Origin of the sequence: Streptomyces sp. NPDC005266, from assembly GCF_040607655.1 — a bacterium.
Lineage (GTDB): Bacteria > Actinomycetota > Actinomycetes > Streptomycetales > Streptomycetaceae > Streptomyces.
This window is the reverse complement of the sequence record NZ_JBEXHC010000005.1, coordinates 59,312-81,106: the sequence shown is the minus strand read 5'-3', so window position 1 is coordinate 81,106 and position 21,795 is coordinate 59,312. Positions and strand designations below refer to the sequence as shown.

The 21,795-nt window shown below is 72.4% G+C and carries 19 protein-coding genes and 1 pseudogene; 5 read left to right on the top strand and 15 right to left on the bottom strand.

Going from position 1 to position 21,795, the window contains the following annotated elements:
• Nucleotides 1-16: 16 nt before the first annotated feature.
• Both ABZU99_RS11580 and ABZU99_RS11575 read left to right on the top strand, forming a co-directional pair.
• Nucleotides 17-592 (top strand): dihydrofolate reductase family protein, encoded by a 576-nt coding sequence (locus ABZU99_RS11580; protein WP_355939789.1) that lies wholly within the window; start codon nucleotides 17-19, stop codon nucleotides 590-592.
• A gap of 207 nt (nucleotides 593-799) precedes the next feature.
• Entirely contained in the window at nucleotides 800-2,020 is a 1,221-nt protein-coding gene (locus tag ABZU99_RS11575; protein ID WP_355939792.1) for a right-handed parallel beta-helix repeat-containing protein, read from the top strand.
• A 75-nt stretch (nucleotides 2,021-2,095) separates the two neighbouring features.
• Here ABZU99_RS11575 and ABZU99_RS11570 read toward each other — a convergent pair whose 3' ends face one another.
• The 3 genes and pseudogenes from ABZU99_RS11570 to ABZU99_RS11560 all read right to left on the bottom strand — a co-directional run bounded on the left by ABZU99_RS11570 (nucleotide 2,096) and on the right by ABZU99_RS11560 (nucleotide 4,433).
• Complete coding sequence (locus tag ABZU99_RS11570; RefSeq protein WP_356047410.1) at nucleotides 2,096-3,076, bottom strand: aldo/keto reductase; 981 nt, start codon at nucleotides 3,074-3,076, stop codon at nucleotides 2,096-2,098.
• 71 nt (nucleotides 3,077-3,147) lie between these two features.
• Nucleotides 3,148-3,354 (bottom strand): annotated as a pseudogene (locus ABZU99_RS11565) (LuxR C-terminal-related transcriptional regulator); the annotation flags it as partial.
• Nucleotides 3,355-3,662: 308 nt separating this feature from the next.
• Nucleotides 3,663-4,433 (bottom strand): IclR family transcriptional regulator, encoded by a 771-nt coding sequence (locus tag ABZU99_RS11560; protein ID WP_356047412.1) that lies wholly within the window; start codon nucleotides 4,431-4,433, stop codon nucleotides 3,663-3,665.
• Nucleotides 4,434-4,708: 275 nt separating this feature from the next.
• Here ABZU99_RS11560 and ABZU99_RS11555 point away from each other — a divergent pair, with 275 nt between their 5' ends.
• Nucleotides 4,709-5,755, top strand: coding sequence for an aminotransferase class V-fold PLP-dependent enzyme (locus tag ABZU99_RS11555; protein WP_356047414.1), 1,047 nt, complete (start codon nucleotides 4,709-4,711; stop codon nucleotides 5,753-5,755).
• Between the two features lie 128 nt (nucleotides 5,756-5,883).
• On the opposite strand, the gene thpD is transcribed toward ABZU99_RS11555, so the two are convergent.
• The 4 genes from thpD to ectA all read right to left on the bottom strand — a co-directional run bounded on the left by thpD (nucleotide 5,884) and on the right by ectA (nucleotide 9,112).
• Nucleotides 5,884-6,771: an ectoine hydroxylase gene (gene thpD, locus ABZU99_RS11550; RefSeq protein ID WP_356047416.1), complete on the bottom strand. Its 888-nt coding sequence runs from the start codon at nucleotides 6,769-6,771 to the stop codon at nucleotides 5,884-5,886.
• A 4-nt stretch (nucleotides 6,772-6,775) separates the two neighbouring features.
• Nucleotides 6,776-7,180 (bottom strand): ectoine synthase, encoded by a 405-nt coding sequence (locus ABZU99_RS11545; RefSeq protein ID WP_355952264.1) that lies wholly within the window; start codon nucleotides 7,178-7,180, stop codon nucleotides 6,776-6,778.
• 40 nt (nucleotides 7,181-7,220) lie between these two features.
• On the bottom strand, nucleotides 7,221-8,486 hold the full coding sequence (ectB, locus tag ABZU99_RS11540; RefSeq protein WP_355952267.1) for a diaminobutyrate--2-oxoglutarate transaminase: 1,266 nt from the start codon (nucleotides 8,484-8,486) through the stop codon (nucleotides 7,221-7,223).
• A gap of 80 nt (nucleotides 8,487-8,566) precedes the next feature.
• Nucleotides 8,567-9,112, bottom strand: a complete 546-nt coding sequence (ectA, locus tag ABZU99_RS11535; RefSeq protein ID WP_355952269.1) for a diaminobutyrate acetyltransferase — start codon at nucleotides 9,110-9,112, stop codon at nucleotides 8,567-8,569.
• Nucleotides 9,113-9,680: 568 nt separating this feature from the next.
• On the opposite strand from ectA, the gene ABZU99_RS11530 reads away from it, so the two are divergent.
• Nucleotides 9,681-10,790: an amidohydrolase family protein gene (locus ABZU99_RS11530; protein WP_355952271.1), complete on the top strand. Its 1,110-nt coding sequence runs from the start codon at nucleotides 9,681-9,683 to the stop codon at nucleotides 10,788-10,790.
• Between the two features lie 303 nt (nucleotides 10,791-11,093).
• A complete protein-coding gene (locus ABZU99_RS11525; RefSeq protein ID WP_356047491.1) occupies nucleotides 11,094-11,990 on the top strand; it encodes an SCO1860 family LAETG-anchored protein in 897 nt (298 codons plus the stop codon).
• Nucleotides 11,991-12,180: 190 nt separating this feature from the next.
• Here ABZU99_RS11525 and cobC read toward each other — a convergent pair whose 3' ends face one another.
• From cobC to ABZU99_RS11485, 8 genes are all read right to left on the bottom strand, one after another.
• Nucleotides 12,181-13,215 (bottom strand): Rv2231c family pyridoxal phosphate-dependent protein CobC, encoded by a 1,035-nt coding sequence (gene cobC / locus ABZU99_RS11520; RefSeq protein ID WP_355952419.1) that lies wholly within the window; start codon nucleotides 13,213-13,215, stop codon nucleotides 12,181-12,183.
• 70 nt (nucleotides 13,216-13,285) lie between these two features.
• Nucleotides 13,286-14,122: a sirohydrochlorin chelatase gene (locus ABZU99_RS11515; RefSeq protein WP_355952274.1), complete on the bottom strand. Its 837-nt coding sequence runs from the start codon at nucleotides 14,120-14,122 to the stop codon at nucleotides 13,286-13,288.
• Between the two features lie 69 nt (nucleotides 14,123-14,191).
• On the bottom strand, nucleotides 14,192-14,731 hold the full coding sequence (locus ABZU99_RS11510; RefSeq protein ID WP_356047419.1) for a cobalamin biosynthesis protein: 540 nt from the start codon (nucleotides 14,729-14,731) through the stop codon (nucleotides 14,192-14,194).
• Nucleotides 14,732-14,750: 19 nt separating this feature from the next.
• Nucleotides 14,751-16,217 carry a cobyrinate a,c-diamide synthase gene (locus ABZU99_RS11505; protein WP_356047421.1) on the bottom strand — a complete coding sequence of 489 codons (1,467 nt, stop codon included), beginning with the start codon at nucleotides 16,215-16,217 and terminating at the stop codon, nucleotides 14,751-14,753.
• Entirely contained in the window at nucleotides 16,211-16,807 is a 597-nt protein-coding gene (gene cobO, locus ABZU99_RS11500; protein ID WP_355847316.1) for a cob(I)yrinic acid a,c-diamide adenosyltransferase, read from the bottom strand. Before cobO ends, ABZU99_RS11505 begins: the two co-directional genes overlap by 7 nt.
• Nucleotides 16,807-18,981, bottom strand: coding sequence for a putative cobaltochelatase (locus tag ABZU99_RS11495; protein ID WP_356047423.1), 2,175 nt, complete (start codon nucleotides 18,979-18,981; stop codon nucleotides 16,807-16,809). The genes cobO and ABZU99_RS11495 overlap by 1 nt, the downstream gene beginning before the upstream one ends.
• Nucleotides 18,981-20,672 carry a cobyric acid synthase gene (locus tag ABZU99_RS11490; protein ID WP_356047425.1) on the bottom strand — a complete coding sequence of 564 codons (1,692 nt, stop codon included), beginning with the start codon at nucleotides 20,670-20,672 and terminating at the stop codon, nucleotides 18,981-18,983. The genes ABZU99_RS11495 and ABZU99_RS11490 overlap by 1 nt, the downstream gene beginning before the upstream one ends.
• Entirely contained in the window at nucleotides 20,669-21,685 is a 1,017-nt protein-coding gene (locus tag ABZU99_RS11485) for a cobalamin biosynthesis protein (RefSeq protein WP_356047427.1), read from the bottom strand. Before ABZU99_RS11485 ends, ABZU99_RS11490 begins: the two co-directional genes overlap by 4 nt.
• Nucleotides 21,686-21,795: the final 110 nt, after the last annotated feature.

The following is a 21,795-nucleotide window of genomic DNA, read 5'->3' as shown; positions in this document are numbered from 1 at the left end:
AACGAAGGAGCATCGCTTGCGCAAGCTCGTGTACTTCGTGGCGGTCACCCTGGACGGCTTCATCGCCGGACCCGACGGCTCGTTCGACTTCTTCCAGCTGGGCGACGACTACCGGGACCTCATCGTCAAGCACTTCCCGGAAACCCTTCCGGCGCCCGGCCTGCAGGCGTTCGGCGTCGGCCCCGAGGTGGCGAACGTACGGTTCGACACCGTCATCTCGGGCCGGTCCACCTATGAGATCGGCGCCCGGGTCGGGCTGACCGACCAGTACCCCCGGCTGCGGCAGTACGTGGTCTCGCGGACCATGAGCGGCAGCCCCGATCCGGCGGTCACGCTCATCAGCGAGGATCCGGTCGGCCGGGTCCGCGAGCTCAAGCGGGAGGAGGGGAAGGACATCTACCTCTGCGGCGGGGCGCGGCTCGCGCGGACCCTCGAAGCGGAGATCGACGAACTGGTGCTGAAGGTCAACCCGGTGGCTATCGGCTCCGGAATACCGTTGTTCGGCGGCGAGTTCGGGGCCCGTCGCTTCAGGCTCACCGACACCCTCATCGGTGAGAGCGTCTCGATCATGACCTATGCGCGGGCCTCGTAGCGAGGTGCCCGTACCGGCCGCACCCAAACCTCAACGGCCACAAAATGATCAAGAGTTGGCAGAAGCTATGGCGAGGCGATCCCAATTTCGTAATCTAAGAATCCTCGGGAGCGCGGCACCCTACTCTGGACTGGCGGCAACTACGGCAAGGAGCGGGCCGGTCCTGGATCCCCCGGCCCGTTCTCCCGACGCAGAACAGGAGTTGCCATGAGGGTGAGGCGTAAGCGGGGCCGCCACCGCCGGCGCAAGGACCGCACGCTGCCGCTCGGCAGTGCGGTCATTGTGGCGTCGGCCGTGGCCGGGGTGTATCTGACGGCGTCCCCGCAGGGTGCGAGCGCGGTGCCCACCACCGTGTATGTGGCCACCCGTGGCGACGACAGCGATTCGGGCACTCTGGACTCTCCGTACCGGACCCTCGAAAAGGCCTTCTCGGTCGCCAAGGCGGGCACCACCATCGAGGTGCGCGGCGGTACGTACTACCCGTCCAGAACGCTGCGCAGCTCCGTCGACGGCACCCCGCGCGAGCGGGTCGAACTGCGGCCGTACGAGGCGGAGAAGGTCAGAGTCGACGGCTCCCGGCTCCGCACCGGCTCCTCCCTGGTCTCGCTCAGCGCGGACTACTGGACGGTCTCCGGCATCGAGCTGCGCAACGCCCCGGGCGGCGGCCTGGTCTGCACCTCGTGCGCGAGAGACGTCTTCCAGAACCTCAACACCCACGGCAACGGGGACACCGGCCTCACCCTGCGCGGCGCCAACACCAGCGACAACCTCATCAAGAATCTGGACTCCCACGGCAATCACGACGATGTCACCGGCGGCCGGAGAGCCGACGGCATAGCCATCACCCATGGCTCCGGCAGCGGCAATGTGATCACCGGCTCCCGGTTCTTCAACAACAGCGACGACGGCCTCGATGTGTGGATGTGGGCGAGCCCCGTCACCATCGAGCACTCCTGGGCCTACGGAAATGGCGTCAACCGCTGGGGCATCCGCGACTTCAAGGGCGACGGCAGCGGCTTCCAGCTCGGCGCCGACCGCCCCTCGGCCCCCTCGCCCGCCCATCTCGTACGGTCCTCCGCCGCCTGGCACAACAGCAAGCACGGCTTCGACTCCGGCGGCAATACCGGATCCATCCGGCTCCAGCGCACCACCGCCTTCGCCAACCGCCACGAGGGCTATTCCTTCTCGGGTTCCCACGCCCTGCTCCAGGACAGCCTCGCCGTCTCCAACGGCCGTCGCGGCGCCGCTCTGGGGCGCTTCGCCGTCTCCCACGGCGACAACTGGACCCGCGGCGGCCCGGCCACCCCGCCCCTGGTCACCAAGGACCCCACGACGGCCCTCGGCTCCCGGCGGCAGGACGGCTCGCTGCCGGTCACCAGCTTCCTCGTGGTCATGGACGGCACCGCCCTCGGCTCGACCATGGACTGACCCGGATTCCGTCAGCGGGTCAGCCGGCTTGACGCGGATTCCGTCAGCGGGTCAGCCGGCTTGACGCGGATTCCGTCAGCGGTGACCCATGATGGGGCGCGGGCGGTACGGGGCCTCCAGCCGGGCCACCTCCGACTCGTCGAGGGTCGTCCCGACCGCGGCGACCGCGTCCTCCAGGTGGCCGATCTTCGTGGCTCCCACGATCGGCGCGGTCACCGCGGGCTGGGACAGCAGCCAGGCGAGGGCGATCCGCGCCGGGGACACCCCGCGCTCCGCGGCGACCGCCCGGGTCTCGTCCACGATGGCGAACTCGGCGTCGGCGTACCACTTCTCGACCAGCGGGTCGTTGCTCGCGCGGATCGTCGGCCCGGTGCGGTCCCGGTCGCGGGTGCCCGCGAGCAGCCCGCGCGCCAGCGGGCTCCAGGGGATGACCCCCACGCCCTGGTCGAGGCAGAGCGGGTTCATCTCCCGCTCCTCCTCCCGGTAGAGCAGGTTGTAGTGGTTCTGCATCGACACGAACCGGGTCCAGCCCCGCGCTTCGGCCGTGTGCTGGGCCTTGGCGAACTGCCAGGCGAACATGGAGGACGCGCCGATGTACCGGGCCTTGCCCGCCCGCACCACATCGTGCAGCGCCTCCATGGTCTCCTCGATCGGCGTCTCCGGGTCCCAGCGGTGGATCTGGTACAGATCCACATGGTCGGTGCCCAGCCGCCGCAGCGAGGCGTCGATGCCCGCCATGATGTGCTTACGGGACAGACCGCGGTCGTTGGGGCCCTGGCCCATGGGGTGGTAGACCTTCGTGGCCAGGACATAGTCGTCGCGGCTCGGAAAGAGCTCCCGCAGCAGCTCTCCGGTGACCTCCTCGCTCCGGCCCACCGAGTACATGTCGGCCGTGTCGAAGAAAGTCACCCCGCTCTCGGCCGCCCGCCGCACGATCGGCCGTGCCGCGTCGATGTCCAGCTGCCATGGGCGGTGCTCAGGGCTGCCGTAGCTCATCATTCCCAGGCAGATCCGCGACACCTTGAGGCCCGATCCGCCCAGCCGCGTGTACTCCATGTGTCCGTCCCTCTCGCTCGAACCGTCCGACCCGTTCGGCCCGTCACAGTGGATACCCCGGCGGGCGGATGTCAGCCCGGGGAGACAAAGCCGTATTCGTAGGCCGCGATCACCGCCCGGGTGCGGTCCCGGACGCCGAGCTTGGCGAGCACCGCCGCCACATGCGTCTTGACCGTGGCCGGAGCCACCGTCAGCCGGTCCGCGATCTCGGCGTTGGACAGCCCGGCGGTCATCAGCCGCAGCACGTCCGCCTCCCGCTCGGAGAGCCGGTCGCGCAGCGTACGGGCCGCCCCGTCGCGGTGCGCCCCGCAGGTGTTTTCGGAGTGCCTGGCGGCCAGCGCCTCGGCGGACGCGGTCGGGGCGGTCGCGGTCGCGGCGTGCGGGCTTACCGGGGAGGGCGGAGCGGGCGGCGGCGTGGTGGAGGGGAGCGCCTGTGTCATGCACACCAGCCTTCGGTGCTGTGGTTCATCCACCATCTGCTCTAGGAGCGCCTGTGTCATGCACCCCAGCCTCGCGGCGCGGTGCGCGCCTCGACTCGCCCCGCCCGACGATCCGCCTCCGCCGTGCGGCGGATGCGGCCCGAAGGTCACAGGCGCCGTGTCGCCAGGGTGAGCCGGTCGCGGGCGTCGAACAGGGCGTCCTTGATCATCTGCTCATGGGTGGGCGTGAGCCGGGCCACCGGCACCGAGCAGCTGATGGCGTCCCGGGCCGGGGTGCGGTAGGGGATGGCGATGCCGAAGCAGCGCAGCCCCAGCGTGTTCTCCTCGCGGTCCACCGCGTACCCCTGCTCGCGGATGACGTGCAGCTCCTCGATCAGCTTCTCGCGGTCGGTGATGGTGTGCTCGGTCAACCGGCTGAGCGTCTCCGGCAGCAGCTTGCGCACCTGCTCGTCGGAGTAGGTGGCCAGCAGGGCCTTGCCCAGCGAGGTGGAGTGGGCGGGCAGCCGGCGGCCGACGCGGGTGAAGGGGCGCAGATAGTGCTGGGACTGACGGGTGGCGAGATAGACCACGTTGGTCCCGTCGAGGCGGGCGAGGTGGATGGTCTCCGTGGTGTCGTCCGAGAGCCGGTCCAGGGTCGGCCGGGCGACGGCCACGACCTCGTCGCCGTCGATGTACGAGGTGCCGACGAGCAGCGCGCGTACGCCGATGCCGTAGCGGGTGCCGGTCGCGTCCGTCTCCACCCAGCCGAGCTCCACCAGGGTGCGCAGCAGCATGTAGAGGCTCGACTTGGGGTAACCCACGGCCTCCTGTACGGCGGCAAGGCTGTGCATCCCGGGCCGTCCGGCGAAGAACTCCAGCAATTCGACCGTGCGGACCGCCGATTTGACCTGGGCCCCACCTGTCTCGGCAGCTGACATGCCTTGACCCCTCTGTTCGACCCGCCATGGAGTCCCGAGCGGAATTCACCATCCGGGACAATGTTCAGCATATCGAACGCCGGTCGATGTGCGGGACGAGCAGCAGCCACGCCAGCTTGCCGAACGGCGGGCCAATCGGCTGAGGTCTTTACCGGCACTACGCGCCCGGGGTGGGAATCATCGCAGGTCAGCGGGGACGCATAAGGTTCCCTTGTGGGTGCGCGTCAGATATACGCAATGGACGCGGTGGCGACCGCGTCCCATAGTGGATGGGCATGGAGAGCCTCGCGGGCGCGGAGTTCGCGCCACAGACGACCTATCTCAACACCGCGTCCAGCGGTCTGATCCCCGCACGCTCCGTGGCCGCCGTGAAAGCGGCCCTTGATGACGCCGCTGCCGGAGGGCGCTTCATCGACCAGGCCTTCGAGGCGGTCGAGGAGGCCCGGGCCGCCTACGCCCGGCTCGTCGGCGTACCGGCGCGGCAGGTCGCGGCGGGCGCCTCCGTCGCCGTGTACGCCGGAATGATCGCTGCCGCACTGCCTCCCGGCGCCGAAGTGCTCGCGGCCGAGGGCGACTTCAGCTCCCTGGTCAACCCCTTCGCCGTCCGCCGCGACCTCAAGCTGCGCACCGTGCCGCTGGAGGAGATCGCCGAGGCGGTACGGCCCGGTACGGCGCTGGTCGCCGTGAGCGCGGTCCAGTCGGCCGACGGCCGGATCGCCGATCTCGACGCCCTCCGGGCGGCCGCCCGGGCCCACGGCGCCCGGACTCTCGTGGACTACAGCCAGGCTGCCGGCTGGCTTCCGGTGAGCGCGGCCGAGGCCGACTACACCGTCTGCGTGGGCTTCAAGTGGCTGCTGTGCACGCGCGGTGTCGCCTTCCTGACCGTGCCCGAGGACCTCGGGGGGCTCACGCCCGTCTTCGCGGGCTGGGTCGCGGGCGAGAAGCCCTGGGACAGCTGCTACGGACCGGTGGCCGAACTCGCCCACTCCGCCCGCCGCTTCGACGAGAGCCCCAGCCTGTACTCGTACGTCGCGGCCAGGCACTCCCTCGCGCTGATCGAGGAGCTGGGCCTCGAGGCCATCGCCGCCCACGACCGCGCGCTCGCCGACCGCTTCCGGGCCGGGGTCGCGCGGCTCGGCCACCGGGCCATCGACGCCCCGGGCTCGGCGATCGTCTCCGTACCGGGCCTGGGCGAGGCCGCGTCCCGGCTGGCGGAGGTGGACGTCTTCGTATCGGCGCGCGCCGGAAACCTGCGCGCCTCCTTCCACCTTTACAACACCGCGGCCGAGGTGGACCGGCTGCTGGCGGCGCTGGCGGACTAGACGGACGTACGCGAGGCCCTGAGGGGTGGACGTACGCGAGGCCCTGAGGGGTAGACGTACGCAAAAACCTGAGGGAAGCCGGGACACCCGGCTTCCCTCAGGTCATGGACGCCACATCCGTGCGGCTGTCACCGCACGGGGGTGAAGTCCCGCGCTCCGATGAACTCCGGCCGGCGGATTGGTGCCGCGAAGGGCTCCACCGCCGTGTTCTCCACGCTGTTGAACACGATGAAGACGTTGCTGCGCGAGTACGGCGTGATGTTGTCGCCGGACCCGTGCATGGCGTTGCAGTCGAACCAGGTGGCCGACCCGGCCTTGCCGGTGAACAGCTTGATGCCGTGCTTGTCCGCGAACCCGGTGAGCGCCTCGTCGGACGGGATGCCCGCGTCCTGCATCTGCAGCGACTTCTTGTAGTTGTCCTTCGGCGTCTCGCCCGCACAGCCGAGGAAGGTGCGGTGCGAGCCCGGCATGATCATCAGCCCGCCGTTGGTGTCGAGGTTCTCGGTCAGGGCGATCGAGACCGACACGGTCCGCATGTTGGGCAGACCGTCCTCGGCGTGCCAGGTCTCGAAGTCCGAGTGCCAGTAGAAGCCCGAGGCACCGAAACCCGGCTTGACGTTGATCCGGCTCTGGTGGACATAGACGTCCGAGCCCAGGATCTGGCGCGCACGGCCCACCACGCGCGGGTCGCGGACCAGGTTCGCGAAGACCTCGCTGATCCGGTGCACCTCGAACACCGACCGTACGTCCCTCGACTTCGGCTCGATGATCGAGCGCTCGTCGGCACGCACGTCCGGGTCGTTGACCAGCCGGTCCAGCTCGGCGCGGTAGACCGCGACCTCGTCCGGGGTGATCAGCTGGTCGATCGCCAGGAAGCCGTCGCGATCGAAGTCGCTCAGCTCGGACGGCTGCATGGGCCCCGGGGCGCCCGGCTCGGACCACACCACGGGGTCCACGCGCGGGGTGGCCACCTCCACGGCGCCACGGGTCGGGTACAGGTCAGTGACCGTGGTCATCGGATCAGACCTCCTCGTCCTCGGTGATCAGCGGGTATACCCCGTTCTCATCATGGTCCTCCCGTCCGGTGATCGGCGGGTTGAAGACACAGACGCACCGGAAATCCGTCTTGGGGCGCATCGTGTGCTTCTCGTGCCCGTCCAGCAGATACATGGTGCCGGGCGTGATCCAGTGCTTCTCACCGGTTTCGTCGTTGGTGAGCTCGGCCTCACCCTCCACGCACAGCACCGCCTCGATGTGGTTGGCGTACCACATCGACGTCTCGGTGCCCGCGTAGAGGATGGTCTCGTGCAGCGAGAAGCCCACCTTCTCCCGGGCGAGGACGATGCGCTTGCTCTCCCACGTCCCGGTCTTGGCCTTGATATGCCGTTCGGTGCCCTCGATGTCCTTGAAGGATCGGACGATCACGGTGAGTTGCTGCCTTTCTCTTCTGTGCTGTAACTGAGCGTCAAGCGGTCTCGCGGACCGCGCGGGCGAGGGTCCGCAGACCCTCGTCCAGGTCTTCGGGGGAGATGGTCAGCGCGGGCAGCAGCTTGACGACCTCGCTCTCCGGGCCGGAGGTCTCCACGAGCAGACCGAGCTCGAAGGCGCGGCGGCACACGGCCGTGGCGCGGTCGGTGTCCTCGAACTGCAGACCCCAGACCAGGCCGCGGCCCCGGAACTCGGCGCCGGGGCCGTGCTCCTCGCAGATGGCCTTCAGCGCCTGCTCGACCTGCTCGCCGCGGGCCAGGGTCTGCTTCTCCATCTGGCCGTCGGCCCAGTAGGTGTCCAGGGTCGCGGCGGCGGTGACGAAGGCGGGGTTGTTGCCGCGGAAGGTGCCGTTGTGCTCACCCGGCTCCCAGATGTCCAGCTCGGCCTTGAACAGGCACAGGGACATCGGCAGCCCGTAGCCGCTGATGGACTTGGAGACGGTCACGATGTCCGGGGTGATGCCCGCCTCCTCGAAGGAGAAGAAGGCGCCGGTGCGGCCGCAGCCCATCTGGATGTCGTCGACGATCAGCAGCATGTCCTGGCGCTCGCACAGGTCGGCCAGGGCGCGCAGCCACTCGGGGCGTGCGACGTTGATGCCGCCCTCGCCCTGGACCGTCTCGACGATCACGGCGGCGGGTTTGTTGAGGCCCGAGCCCTGGTCCTCCAGCAGCCGCTCGAACCACAGGAAGTCCGGGACCGTGCCGTCGAAGTAGTTGTCGAACGGCATCGGGGTGCCGTGGACCAGCGGGATGCCGGCGCCGGCGCGCTTGAAGGCGTTGCCGGTGACGGCCAGCGACCCCAGCGACATGCCGTGGAAAGCGTTGGTGAAGGAGACGATGGCCTCGCGGCCCTTGACCTTACGGGCCAGTTTCAGCGCGGACTCGACGGCGTTGGTGCCCGTCGGGCCCGGGAACATGACCTTGTAGGGCAGGTCACGCGGGCGCAGGATGTTGTTCTGGAAGGACTCCAGGAACGCGCGCTTGGCAGTGGTCGACATGTCCAGGCCGTGCGTGACGCCGTCGCGCTCGATGTAGTCGATCAGCGCCCGTTTCAGGACCGGGTTGTTGTGGCCGTAGTTCAGCGACCCGGCGCCGGCGAAGAAGTCGAGGTAGGTGTGGCCGTCCTCGTCGTACATGTGGCTGCCCTGCGCACGGTCGAAGACAGCGGGCCAGCCACGGCAGTAGCTGCGCACCTCCGACTCCAGGGCCTCGAAGACGCTCAGGGCGGGCGGGGTGATGGTCACAGCATTCTCCTGGGAGATGAGTGCGAGGGGGGTGAGGGCGAGGGGGTGAGGGTGAAGGGGGTGATGACGGAGGGTGTTCGTCAGGGGAGGTCCGCGAGGGGCCCGATGCGGTAGAGCACCTCGGGCTCGTGCCCGCCGTCGGGGAACAGACCGCCGTGGAAGAGCACCTCACGCTCGACGGCTGCTCCGTGCCGTTCGGCGAACGAGGTGAAGAGCCGGTTCGAGGCGGTGTTGTCCGGGGTGATGGTGGTCTCGATGCCGCTGACACCCTTCTCGGCGGCGACACGCGCGGTCAGCCCGTCCAGCAGGCCGGCGGCCAGTCCGCGGCCGCGCCATGCGTCGTCGACGGCGACCTGCCAGACGACGAGGGTCTCGGGGCGCTCGGGGCGGATGTAGCCGGTGACGAAGCCGACCGGCTCCCCTGCGGCGTCGCGCGCCACCACGGAGGTGGCAGCGAAGTCACGGCACCACAGGAGGTAGCTGTAGGAGGAGTTGAGGTCCAGGGCCTTGGAGTCGCGGGCGATTCGCCAGATCGCGGCTCCGTCCTCGACGCGCGGTGTGTCGAGGCTGAGCCCCTCCGGCAAATCCAATTCTCTACGGGCTAGGTCTGCTTGTGCGGCGGTCATGCAAATTCAATTTACCCAGCAGGATCAGAAAATGCATCGCGGGGAGGGGTTACGCGGTAGGGGGTGCATGTGGTATCACGCGGGAGCGCGCGCGAACCCGGTCGATCGCCCAAAAGCACTGGTTTGCGGGGGAGTTAAGGGGACGAATCGATCTGCGTGTGGGGTCGGTCACATGTGCGTAACCCGCTCGTGACGGGGTCGAATTGAGCCCCGCAAAGCTCGAAAAAATTTTATGTTTAGGAATCATAGAAGCGGGCAGAAGAGTCAAGAAGTAGTGTAAGGGAAAGCGCCCAGAATTTCTCTTCGGGTCGCTCGGAGCTGTTCCGAATTCAATCGCGCACCGGGAACTCGGGGAATCCGCCGGCCGCAACTCCACCGTCAGCGAGGTCAGGTGGTTGCCGGCGGTGATGGCGAGGTTACTCTGCGTCCGGTGCCGGTGCGAGATGGTTTGGGCCGACGGTGGTGGGAAAGCGGTCGGAGTGTGCCGCTCAGCCCCGTCCCGCGACCCCCTCTCTCCGTACCCCTCAGCGAGCAACGTCCTGGTAGCCGGTCTCGTACAGTGCGTTTCATGAGGGATGACGCGGTGCTGCACATCAAGGGCCGGATCCTGGTCGGGCCGGACGCCGAGGACGCTGCCGAGGGTGTCCGGGACGAGCTGTGGGTGGTCGACGGAAAGATCACCTTCAAGCGGCCGGCCGGGGCCCGGGACATCCGGCTCATCGAGGGGTGGGTGCTGCCCGGACTCGTCGACGCCCACTGCCACGTCGGCCTCGACCACCACGGCGCCGTCGACGAGTCGACGAGCGAGAAGCAGGCGCTGACCGATCGCGACGCCGGGGCGCTGCTGCTGCGGGACGCCGGATCGCCCGCCGACACCCGATGGATCGACGACCGCGAGGATCTGCCCCGCATCATCCGGGCGGGCCGCCACATCGCCCGCACCAAGCGCTACATCCGCAACTACGCGCATGAGATCGAGCCGGAGGACCTGGTCGCCTACGTCGCGGCCGAGGCGCGGCGCGGCGACGGCTGGGTCAAGCTCGTCGGCGACTGGATCGACCGGGAGACCGGCGATCTGGCGGCCTGCTGGCCGCGCGGCGCGGTCGAGGCGGCCATCGCCGAGGCACACCGGCTCGGCGCGCGCGTCACGGCGCACTGCTTCGCCGAGGAGACGCTCGCGCCGCTGGTGGAGGCGGGAATCGACTGCATCGAGCACGCGACCGGGCTGACCGAGGAGACCATCCCGCTGTTCGCGGAGCGAGGCGTCGCCATCGTCCCCACCCTGGTCAACATCGCCACCTTCCCCCGGCTGGCCAAGGGCGGCGAGACGAAGTTCCCGCGCTGGGCGGACCACATGCGGCGGCTGCACGCCCGCCGGTACGACACGGTGCGCGCCGCCTACGAGGCGGGCATCCCCGTCTTCACCGGCACCGACGCGGGCGGCTCACTCGCCCATGGGCTGGTCGGCCAGGAGGTCGCCGAACTGGTCAAGGCGGGCATCCCGGTACGGGACGCGGTGTCGGCGGCGACCTGGGGAGCGCGCGCCTGGCTCGGGCGGCCGGGGCTCACCGAGGGGGCGTCCGCCGACCTCGTGGCGTATGAGGCGGATCCGCGAGCCGACGTACGGGTGCTGACGGCGCCGCGGCGGGTGGTGCTGCGGGGACGGGTGGTCGCCTGACGCGTCCGCCCGCGTGGGTGGCCTGCCGACGCGGGCGGGGCGGGTGTGGCGAGGGGTGCTGGAAGGGCCGGGGGTGCCGGGGGTGCCGGGGGTGCCGGGGGTGCCGGGGGTTCGAACTCAGCGGCGAACAGCACCCTTTGGGATGAACGGGCATCGTGTGTCTGCCTGTTTACCCTCGGTGCGCAAATATGGCGGGGTCGAGGCCGTCGGTGCCCGTGGAGTCCCCCGCGGCAGGCGCCGGCGGCTCCATGTCTCCAGTGGGGGTCAACTCACGTGTCCCATTCCCGTAACACCTTCTTCGCCATGCCCGCCCGCCGCCTGGCGGCCGCCACCGCCGCTGCCGCCGTCTCCGTCCTGGGCGTGCTGCCCGCGGGGACCGCGCAGGCCGACACCGGCAAGACCACCGGTAAGGCGGGCGCGGTCGTGCTCCGCACCGATCTCGATGTCTCCCTGCTCAACAAGACGGTCAACGCGCCGCTCGCGGTCGCGCTCAACGATGTGAAGGCGCCCGCGACCGCCAGCAAGACCGCGCTCACCGCGACCCTGGACGGTGTCGACGGTGGCCGGCCGTTCAATGTGCTGCGCGCCGATGTGGCCACCGCCCGCGCCACCGTCGACAAGAAGCGGGCCGAGGGCTACTCCAACCTCGTCAACGCCCAGGTCAACGTCCCGGGGCTGGTCTCCGTGCCGCTCATCAAGGTCCAGCAGGTGACCTCCAAGGCCGTGTGCGCCGCCGGAAAGCGGCCGACCGCCGACTCCAACCTGCTCGGCCCCGTGACCGTGCTCGGCAAGCGGGTCACCCTGAAGACGAGCGGCACCACCACGGTCGACGTGCCCTCCCTCGGCCAGGTACGGCTCGATCTGTCCCGGACGTCGACCACCTCCCGCACCGCAGCGGCCACGGCCCTGAACCTCAAGGTCTCCGTCAACCCGCTCAAGCTGAACGTCTCCGAGGTCGAGGGCCAGGTCACCCTCGCCCAGGCAACCTGCGAGTCCCCGGTCGCCGCCGTGGCCAAGCCCACCCCCGAGCCCAGCGTGGGCCCGCAGACGACGCCGGAGCCCAAGCCGGAGCACCTCGCCGAAACCGGTGGCAGCTCGGCCACGCCGTACCTGATCGGCGGCGGCGCCCTGCTGCTCGCCCTGGGCGGCGGCGCCGTCGTCCTGGCCCGCCGTCGGCGCGCCACCGGCGGCGACGCCTGATCCGTCCGCTGTCCCCCGGCGGCCCGGCCCCGGGCCGCCTACGGCGGGGGCCCGGACCGGCGCCCCCTACGGCGGGGGCCCGGACCGGCGCCCCCTACGGCGGGGGCCCGGACCGGCGCCCCCTACGACGGGGACCCGGCCCCGCGCCGCCTACGGCGCAGGGCCGGGCCCGGGCCGGTCAGTCCTCGGTCTAGGCGAGGGCCTTGGCCAGGGCGACGACGAACCGGTCCGTCGTGAGACGGTCGCGGACGGCGAGGCGCAGCCAGTCCGGGCCCAGGCCCGGGAAGGTGTCGCCGCGGCGGACGGCGAAGCCCAGCTCGCGCAGCCGGCTGCGCACCGCCGCCGCGTGCGGGAGGCGGATCAGCACAAAGGGTCCGGCCGCCGGGCCGCAGACCCGCAGTTGCCCGAACTCGGCCAGCCGGTCGGCCAGATAGGCCCGGTCGGCGGCCGTGCGGTCGGCGGCGCGGGCGGCCTCGGCCAGGGCCGGGGGCGCGCAGCACGCCTCCGCCGCCGCCAGGGCCGGGGCGGAGACCGGCCACAGGGGCTGAACCCGCTCCAGCTCCACGATCGTGTCCGGCTCGGCCAGCACATAGCCGATGCGCAGCCCCGCCAGGCCCCATGTCTTGGTGAGGCTGCGCAGGACCACGAGCCCCGGCACATCGGTACGGGCCGCCAGCGACTCGTGCTCACCCGGGACGGCGTCCATGAACGCCTCGTCCACCACCAGCGTCCGCCCCGGCCTGGCGAGAGCGGTCAGTGTGGCGGCGGGGTGCAGCACGGAAGTGGGGTTGGTGGGGTTGCCGATCACCACCAGGTCGGCATCGTCCGGCACCGCCTCCAGGGCCAGCCGGAAGCCGTCCCGATCCTCCAGCACCACCCGCTCCACCGCGTGCCCGGCGTCCCGCAAAGCGGCCTCCGGCTCGGTGAACTGGGGGTGCACCACCACCGGGCGGCGGGCCGGAAGGGCGCGTGCGATCAGCACGAACGCCTCCGCGGCCCCCGCCGTCAGCAGCACCCGGCCGACCGGCAGCCCATGGCGCGCGGCCACCGCTTCGCGCGCCACCCGCCCGTCCGGATAGGCGGCGAGCCCGTCCAGGGACGCGGCGATACGGGCCTTGAGCCAGCCCGGCGGCGTACCGGCCCGGACATTGACGGCGAGGTCCGTCAGCCCGGCGTCGGCGCCGCGCACCTCCGCGTCCCCGTGGTGCCGCAGATCGAACCCCATGACGGCCTCGTCACCGGCCTCGTCACCGGGCACATCACCGGGCACATCACCGGGCACGTCGCCCGGCACGTCACCGGACATCGGCGTGGGCCTCGGGATGGGCGAGCGCACGGGCCTCTGCGGGGAGCCCCGCCCGCGCGCCGGCGTCGACCACCGCCCCGTAGTGCTCCATGACGAGGTCCGCCAACTCCCGGGCCGGGCCTATGACATCCGCGGAGACCACGTCGACCCTCGGGTACGCGAGCGCCCAGCCCTCCGCCTGCTGCCGCACCCGCTCCAGCAGGTCGCCCGCGAACAGGAAATACGGCAGCACCACTACCCGCCGTGCCCCCAGCCGCACACAGCGGTCCAGACCGGACGCCACATCCGGGGCGGCGAGCGAGGCGAAGGCCACTTCCACGCCCGCGAAGCCACGGCCCTCCCACAGCAGCCGGGCGGCCCGGTGCACCTCGGCGTTGGCCTCGGGAAGCGGCGAACCGCCGCCCACCAGGAGCACGGTGGTCTCAGCCCGGTCCGAGGGCAGCCGCGGACCGTCGCCCAGCGCCTCGTCCAGACGCCGCTCCAGCACCCTCAGCAGCGCGGGGTGCGGGCCCAGCGGGCGGCCGCAGGTGAACGAGGCGTTGGCATGCCGCTCCGCCTCCTGGGCCAGCGCGGCCGCGATGCCGTCTCGGGGATGCTCGACCGGGATCAGGGTCAGCGGTACGACGCCGAAGCGGGTCACCCCCTCCGCGACGAGCCGGGACACCGCATCGGACAGCGCATGAGGGCCGGGCCCGGTGAGGCCGCCCGCCACGGGCAGGTCCGGATGGCGTGCTCCCAACTCCCGTACGAAGCCGTGAAAGGCGGCGGCGCGCCTTTCGTCTCGAGTGCCGATGCCTGCGATGAGCAGCGCGGGCGGGGTCGTCACGAGGTCTCCTTGGTGCAGGTGGTGCGGGATGTCACGTGGGGGGGGTGGGGGCGCTTTCGCCCCGAGACGTTACTGACCTGCGTCGGGGCGGGCGACGGCAGGTCTTCGCTGCCCGCCATGCCCGGCTTTGCCCCCCTCCGGACGGCGCGCGACGGCGCAGGTAGCCCTCGCCGGGCTCCCGGGCGGCGCGGACTTCCGCTTGGGGACGAGCAGTTCGCCGCCGGGACCGGCGGCCAGCAGCGCGGCGGCCTCGGCGACACCGGCCGTCCCCGCGGCGGCCAGCGCCGCCGCGGACGGGCTCGGCACCTCGACGGCGGCGAGCGCCCCCGCCGGGTATCCGCGCAGCGGCACCCCGAGCCGCTCGGCCGCGGCGAGCAGCCCGGGCTCGGCCGCCTTGGCCTCGACCGTCGCCAACTCGGCGATCCGGTCCGGGAGGAGGCCCGCCGAGGACAGGACCGCCTCGATGAGACCGGTCACCTCGCCGGCGGCCACACCCCGCCCGGCGCCGACCCCGACGACGAGGGACAGCGGCCCGGGCGCCTCGGGCGGCAACGGCAGCTCGGAAGGAACCCGTGGCGGGCCCGCCGCGGCCTGGTCGATGACATCCACGTCAGCTCACCGCCCCGGTTCACCCGACAGGGAGCGCGCATCCGGCGACGAACCGCACCGCCGCCCCGGGAACCGCGGCCCAGTGCACATGCAGATACGAGGCATGCACTTCTCCCTGTGCGAACCCTTCGACGCGACGCTCCGGGTGGACGAGCCCCCAGGCGGGCTCCGGCCCCGCGCCCGGCTCGATGGTGGTGCGGTGGAACTCATGGCCGCGCACCCGCGTCCCGGCGGCGGCGAGGGAGGTGTCGGAGACGGCCACCGCCTCACGGTAGCCGAGCGTCAGACGTTCCGACATATGTGCCGTGGCGTCCAGCACCCCGCACATCGGCTGCCCGTCGAGCGAGCGCGCCAGATACAGCAGGCCGGCACACTCGGCGGCGATGGGTGCGCCCGCCGCCGCGAGCCGGGCGACCGCCGCGCGCAGCGGCTCGTTCGCGGACAGCTCGGGCGCGTACACCTCCGGGAAGCCGCCGCCGATCACCAGACCGCCGGTGCCCTCCGGGAGGCGCTCGTCCCGCAGCGGATCGAAGGGGACGACCCGCGCGCCGGCGGCGGTGAGCAGCTCGCTGTGCTCCGCGTACGAGAAGGTGAACGCGGCCCCGCCCGCCACGGCGACCACCGGCCGGGCCCCTTCCGTGTCCAGGTCCGGGCCGGTGGCCGGGTCCGGGCCGGTGGCCGGGTCCGGGGCGCCGGCCGGCGCCGGGCCTGCCGCCCGGCGCACCTCCGCCACCGGATCCCAGGCCGCGTCCGGCAGCGGCGGCGCGCTGCGGGCCAGCGCCAGCAGACCGTCCAGATCGCATCCCTCGCGCACCCGTGCCGCCAGCGCGGCCACCGAATCGACCGCCTCCGCATGGCGCTCGGCCACCGGCACCAGACCCAGATGACGGCTCGGGGCCCGTACGTCCCCGGTGCGGCGCAGCACCCCGAACACCGGCACCCCCGCCCCCTCCAGGGCCTCGCGCAGCATCGTCTCGTGGCGGTCCGAGCCGACCTTGTTGAGGATCACCCCCGCGACCCGCACCTGGGGGTCCCAGGACGCGAAGCCGTGCACCAGCGCCGCCACCGACCGGGACTGAGACGACGCGTCCACGACCAGCACCACAGGGGCGCGCAGCAGCTTGGCCACATGCGCCGTGGACGCCAGCTCGCCCTGCCCGGCCGCCCCGTCGAACAACCCCATCACGCCCTCGACCAGGGCCAGATCGCAGCCGGCCGCCCCATGGAGGAACAGCGGAGCGATCCGGCCCGGACCGCAGAGATAGGCGTCCAGATTGCGGCCGGGACGGGTGCGCCCACCCCGGCCACCACGCGAGGACGCGACGGCGAGCGCGTGATAGCCAGGATCGATGTAGTCCGGCCCCACCTTGTGCGGGGACACATCCAGACCGCGCTCCGCGAAGGCGGCCATCAGCCCCGCGGCCACGGTCGTCTTGCCGCTGCCGGAGGCCGGAGCGGCGACGACCAGGCGCGGGACCGTCACCACTCGATGCCTCGCTGGCCCTTCTGACCGGCGTCCATCGGGTGCTTGACCTTGGACATGTCGGTGACCAGATCGGCGAAGTCCAGCAGCTGCGCCGGCGCGTTACGCCCCGTGATGACGACGTGCTGTGTCCCCGGCCGGTCCCGCAGCACCGACACCACCTCGTCCGGGTCCACCCATCCCCAGTGCATCGGATACGCGAACTCGTCCAGCACATACAGCCGGTATGTCTCCGCCGCGAGATCGCGCTTGACCTGCTCCCATCCCTCGCGCGCCGCCTCCTCGCTGGAAGCGATGTCGCGCTGGACCCAGGACCAGCCCTCGCCCATCTTGTGCCATGCGACGGTCCCCCCCTCGCCCGAGTCGCCGAGGACGCGCAGCGCACGCTCCTCGCCGACCCGCCATTTCGCGGACTTCACAAACTGAAATACACCGACCGGCCAGTTCTGGTTCCACGCCCGCAGCGCCAGCCCGAACGCGGCGGTCGACTTGCCCTTGCCCACCCCGGTGTGGACGAGCACCAGCGGACGGTTGCGGCGCTGGCGGGTGGTCAGCCCGTCGTCGGGGACGACGGTCGGTTGTCCTTGCGGCATCAGGCAGCCCTCCGTGTGTGGGATACGGTCCGTACGTCGCGGACGAGCGCGGTCACGCTGTCCGCCCGGAGCTCGTCGAGCGTCACCGGCGTGGCCCGCAACTCGCGGGCGAGCGCGCCCGCCAGCCCCAGCCGCACCGGCCCCGACTCGCAGTCGACGACCACCGAGGCGACCCCGTCGCCCGCGAGCATCCGCGCCGCGAGCCCGGCCCGCGCGACGGCTGTGGACCCGCCGGTCTTCTTCGCCTCCGTGGCCCGCCCGTCGGTCACCACGACCAGCAGCGGGCGGCGCGAGGGGTCGCGCAGCCGCTCCACCCGCAGCACCTCGCGGGCCTTCAGCAGTCCGGCCGCCAGCGGCGTACGCCCGCCGGTCGGCAGCTTCTCCAGCCGTGCGGCGGCCGCGTCCACGGACGACGTGGGCGGCAGGGCCAGTTCCGCGGCCGAGCCCCGGAAGGTGATCAGACCGACCTTGTCCCGCCGCTGATAGGCGTCGAGCAGCAGCGAGAGCACCGCGCCCTTGATGGCGCTCATCCGCTGCCGGGCGGCCATCGACCCCGAGGCGTCCACGACGAACAGCACGAGATTGCCCTCCCGGCCCTCGCGCACCGCCTCGCGCAGGTCGTCGCGGCGCACCAGCAGACCGGGGCCGCGCCGCCCGCGCGCGTGCTGATGCGGGGCGGCGGCCCGTACGGTCGCCGTCAGATGCAGCGAGGAGAGCGTCCCCCGAGGGCGGCGCGCACCGGTGGTGCGGCCGTGCGCGGTGCGGGCGCGCGAGCGGCGCCCGGCCGCCCCCTCGCCCAGCCCCGGAACGTCGAGCCGGAGCGTGCGGAACGGCTCGGCGGCGCCCACGGCCGCCCGCTCGCCGCCGCCTCCGCCCGTCCCCGCGCCCGCCTCCTGGGTCACCTCGGACTCCTGGGTGGCGTCGGTGGGTCCGGGCTCGGCGGGTGTCTCCTCGCCCGGCCGCTGCCCGGGGACGGACGGCTCGGGCGCCGGGGGCGGCGCCTGGTCCTGCCCGCCGTCCTGCGGCCGGCCCCCGCCCGGTCCGTCAGGGCCGTCGGGCCCCTCGGGGCCGCCCGGCCCGCCCGGATCGTCGTCGGGCCCGTCAGGATCGCCAGGACTCCGGGAACCGGTGTCCTGGTCCGGCTCGGGGTCGGGCTCGTCCTCCTCGAACTGCCTGAGGATCTCGTCGAGCTTGTCCTCGTCCAGCCCCGGCGCGTCGAACGGGGCCCGCCGCCGCCGGTGGGGGAGCGAGAGCAGCGCCGCCTCCCGTACGTCCTCGGTCCGCACCCGGGTGCGCCCGGCCCACGCGGCCAGCGCCGTCGCCGTACGGGCCGTCACGATGTCCGCGCGCATCCCGTCCACCTCGAACCCGGCGCACACCGCCGCGATCTGCCGCAGCGCACGGTCGCCCAGCCGCACCTCGGGCAGCAGGGCGCGCGCCGCGGCGATGCGCTCCCGCAGGGCGCCCTCGTCCGCCGCCCAGCGCCCCGCGAATCCATCCGGGTCCTCGTCGTACGCCAGCCGCCGCCGCACCACCTCGACCCGCTCGTCGGTGTCCCGGGAGGCCGAGACCTCGACCGTCAGCCCGAAGCGGTCCAGCAACTGCGGCCGCAGCTCGCCCTCTTCGGGGTTCATGGTGCCCACCAGCAGAAAGCGCGCCGCGTGCCGGACCGATACGCCCTCGCGCTCCACATAGGAGGCGCCCATGGCGGCCGCGTCGAGCAGCAGGTCGATGAGATGGTCGTGCAGCAGATTGACCTCGTCGACGTAGAGCACCCCGCGGTGCGCGTCCGCCAGCAGTCCCGGCTCGAATGCCTTGACCCCGTCCGACAGCGCCCGCTCGATGTCGAGCGCCCCGACCAGCCGGTCCTCGGAGGCACCGACGGGCAGTTCGACCATCCGCGCGGGGCGCACGGCCCCGGTCCGCGGCTCATGCGGCCCGTCCGGGCAGGACGGGTCGGGCGCCGCCGGATCGCAGGAGAACCGGCACCCGGCGACGACCTCGATCTCCGGCAGGAGTGAGGCGATCCCTCTGACAGCTGTGCTCTTGGCTGTCCCTTTCTCGCCACGTACCAGTACCCCGCCGATCGAGGGTGAGACCGCGTTGAGCAGCAAGCCGAGCCGCATGTCGTCCATCCCGACCACCGCGGTGAACGGGTAAGTGGCTGAAGCCATCAGCTTGTGCCCCTTTCGAGTGAGTCGCTTCGGCGTGGGATGCCCTCGTCGGCGTTTCGCGCGACGGTGTCGGTGTCGTCCCCGCTGTCGCGGGGGTGTCCCGGGGACTGCGAACAGGACGGCGGTTCGCGCCCTGTCGTCTCCGCGGCGGCGGAGGTCTCCCCGGGTGCCGGGGGCGCCCCCGGTGGCACAAAGGGCAGTCCGTCCGGCAGACCGTCCTCGATGAGCCGCAGCAGCGCGTCCGTGTCCGCGTGCTCCTCGATCAGATCGCCGAGCCGGTCGAGTTGCTCCTCGCGCAGCTCCCCGAACCGGGTGTCCGGCGCCGGTACGAACGCCCGGCCCGCCGCGGCGGCCACCCGCCGCAGAAAGGCGCGCCGGAAGCCGTCGCTCTCCAGCGAGCCGTGCCAGTGCGTGCCCCACACCGAGCCCACCCGGCAGCCGTCCAGGAAGGGTTCTTCGGCGCCGCCCCGCAGCTCGGCGACCCCGTGGTGGATCTCGTAGCCCTCCACCCGCTCACCGAGCGCCTCGCCCACCGGCCGGGCCAGGGTCTTCTCCGCCGCGAACCGCACCCGCACCGGCAGCAGGCCCAGCCCCGCGACCGTCCCGGCCTTCGACTCCACCTCGTCCTCGATGCGCTCGCCGAGCACCTGGAAGCCGCCGCAGATGCCCAGCACCGGCCGCCCCTCGGCGGCCCGGCGCGCGATCGCGTCCGCGAGCCCGCGCTCGCGCAGCCACTCCAGCGCCCGTACCGTCCCGCGCGTGCCCGGCAGCACCACCAGATCGGCGTCGGCCAGCTCCTCCGGCCGGTCCACGAAGCGTACGATCACGCCCGGTTCGGCGGCCAGCGCGTCCACATCCGTAAAGTTGGACATCAGGGGTACGGCGGCGACCGCGACCCGCAGCACATCCGCGCCGTACGGGGGCGCGACGACGCTCTCGCGCACCGCGCCGCGCAGCGAGACGCGCAGCCCGTCCTCCTCGTCGATGCCCAGCCCATGGGCGAACGGGAGCACGCCGACGGTCGGCCGCCCGGTCAGGCCGCGCAGCATCTCCAGACCGGGCTTCAGCAGGGTCACATCGCCGCGGAACTTGTTGACCATATAGCCGGCGATATGCCGCTGGTCCTGTGCCGACAGCAGCGCGGTCGTGCCGAAGAAGGACGCGAAGACGCCGCCGCGGTCGATGTCGCCGACCACCACGACCGGCAGCCCGGCGGCCCGCGCGAGCCCCATGTTGACGATGTCGGTGCGGCGCAGATTGATCTCGGCCGGGCTGCCCGCGCCCTCGCAGATCACCGCGTCATGGGTGCGCCGAAGCTCCGCCAGGCACTCGGTGACGGTCCCGAGCAGCGCCTCGCGCCGCTCGCTGTGGTAGCCGCGGGCGCTCAGCTCGCCCACCGGCTTGCCCAGCAGCACCACTTGGCTGCTGCGGTCGCTTCCCGGCTTCAGCAGGACGGGGTTCATCAGGGCGCTCGGCTCGACGCGCGCGGCGGCGGCCTGCATCGCCTGCGCGCGCCCGATCTCCGCGCCGTCCCGGGTGACGAAGGAGTTGAGCGACATGTTCTGCGCCTTGAAGGGCGCCACCCGGATGCCCTTGCGGGCGAGCCACCGGCAGATCCCGGCCGTCACCACGCTCTTGCCCGCGTCGGAGGTCGTCCCCGCGACCAGTAGGCCGTGGCCCGGCCCCGTCATCGGCTTGCCCTTTCGTTGCCGGGTACGGGCCGGTGGATGGGTTGTGCCCACCCGTTCCGCCCCGCCGAACGATTGCCCACAACGGTCCTTGCCGCGATCGACGTCAGCAGCGCCAGCGCGCCGACGCGGCGCGACAGCCGTACCGCGCGGTCGATGTCGGCGGTCTGGACGGCCCGCCCACCGGCGTTGAGCACCGGCCGGTGCTCGACCCGGCCGCCGTAGGCGAGGGTGCCGCCCAGCCGTACGCCGAGCGCGCCCGCGAAGGACGCCTCCACCGGGCCCGCGTTGGGGCTCGGGTGGCGCCGGCCGTCCCGCCGCCAGGCGCGCCACGCGCCGCGCGGGTCGGGGCCGGCGAGGGTGGCCAGGGCGGCGGTGAGGCGCGCACCGGGCCAGCCGGCGGCGTCGTCCAGGCGGGCCGCCGCCCATCCGAACCGCCGGTAGCGCGGCGACTTGTGACCCACCATGGCGTCCAGGGTGTTGATTGCGCGGAAGCCGATGAGGCCCGGTACCCCGCCCACGGCTCCCCACACCAGCGCGCCCACGACGGCGTCGGAGGTGTTCTCGGCGACCGACTCGACGACCGCGCGGGCCATCTGCTGCCCGTCCAGCGCCTGCGGGTCGCGTCCGCACAGATGCGGCAGCCGCTCCCGGGCCGTGTGGAGGTCTCCGGCGGCCAGCGCGTCGCCGACAGCCCGCGCCTCACGCCGGAGCGTCGTACCGCCCAGCACGGCCCAGGTGGCGGCGGCGGTCAGCGCGATCTGCGGCGCACGGGGCCCGGCGAGGGCCCGTACGGTGCGCGTCAGCAGCGCGGCACCGAGGGCCGCGCCGCCCGCGCACACCGCGGTGTGCAGGGCTCCGTGGCCGCGGTGGTCGCGCCACAGCCGCCGCTCGGCGGCCGCGGCGGCGCGCCCGAACGCGGCCACCGGATGACCGCGGCGCGGATCGCCCAGGGCGAGGTCACCGAGGAAGCCGAGGGCGGCGCCGCACGCGTACGAGGCGTGGTCGGCACGCATCCGTCAGCCCGCCGTCGCGCCTCGGCGCAGCGGCGTACGGACAGGTGGGGCTGGCGGCGTGACAGGGCCGGGCATGGCGGTATGTCCTCACTCAGGGTCCGCGCCCTGGC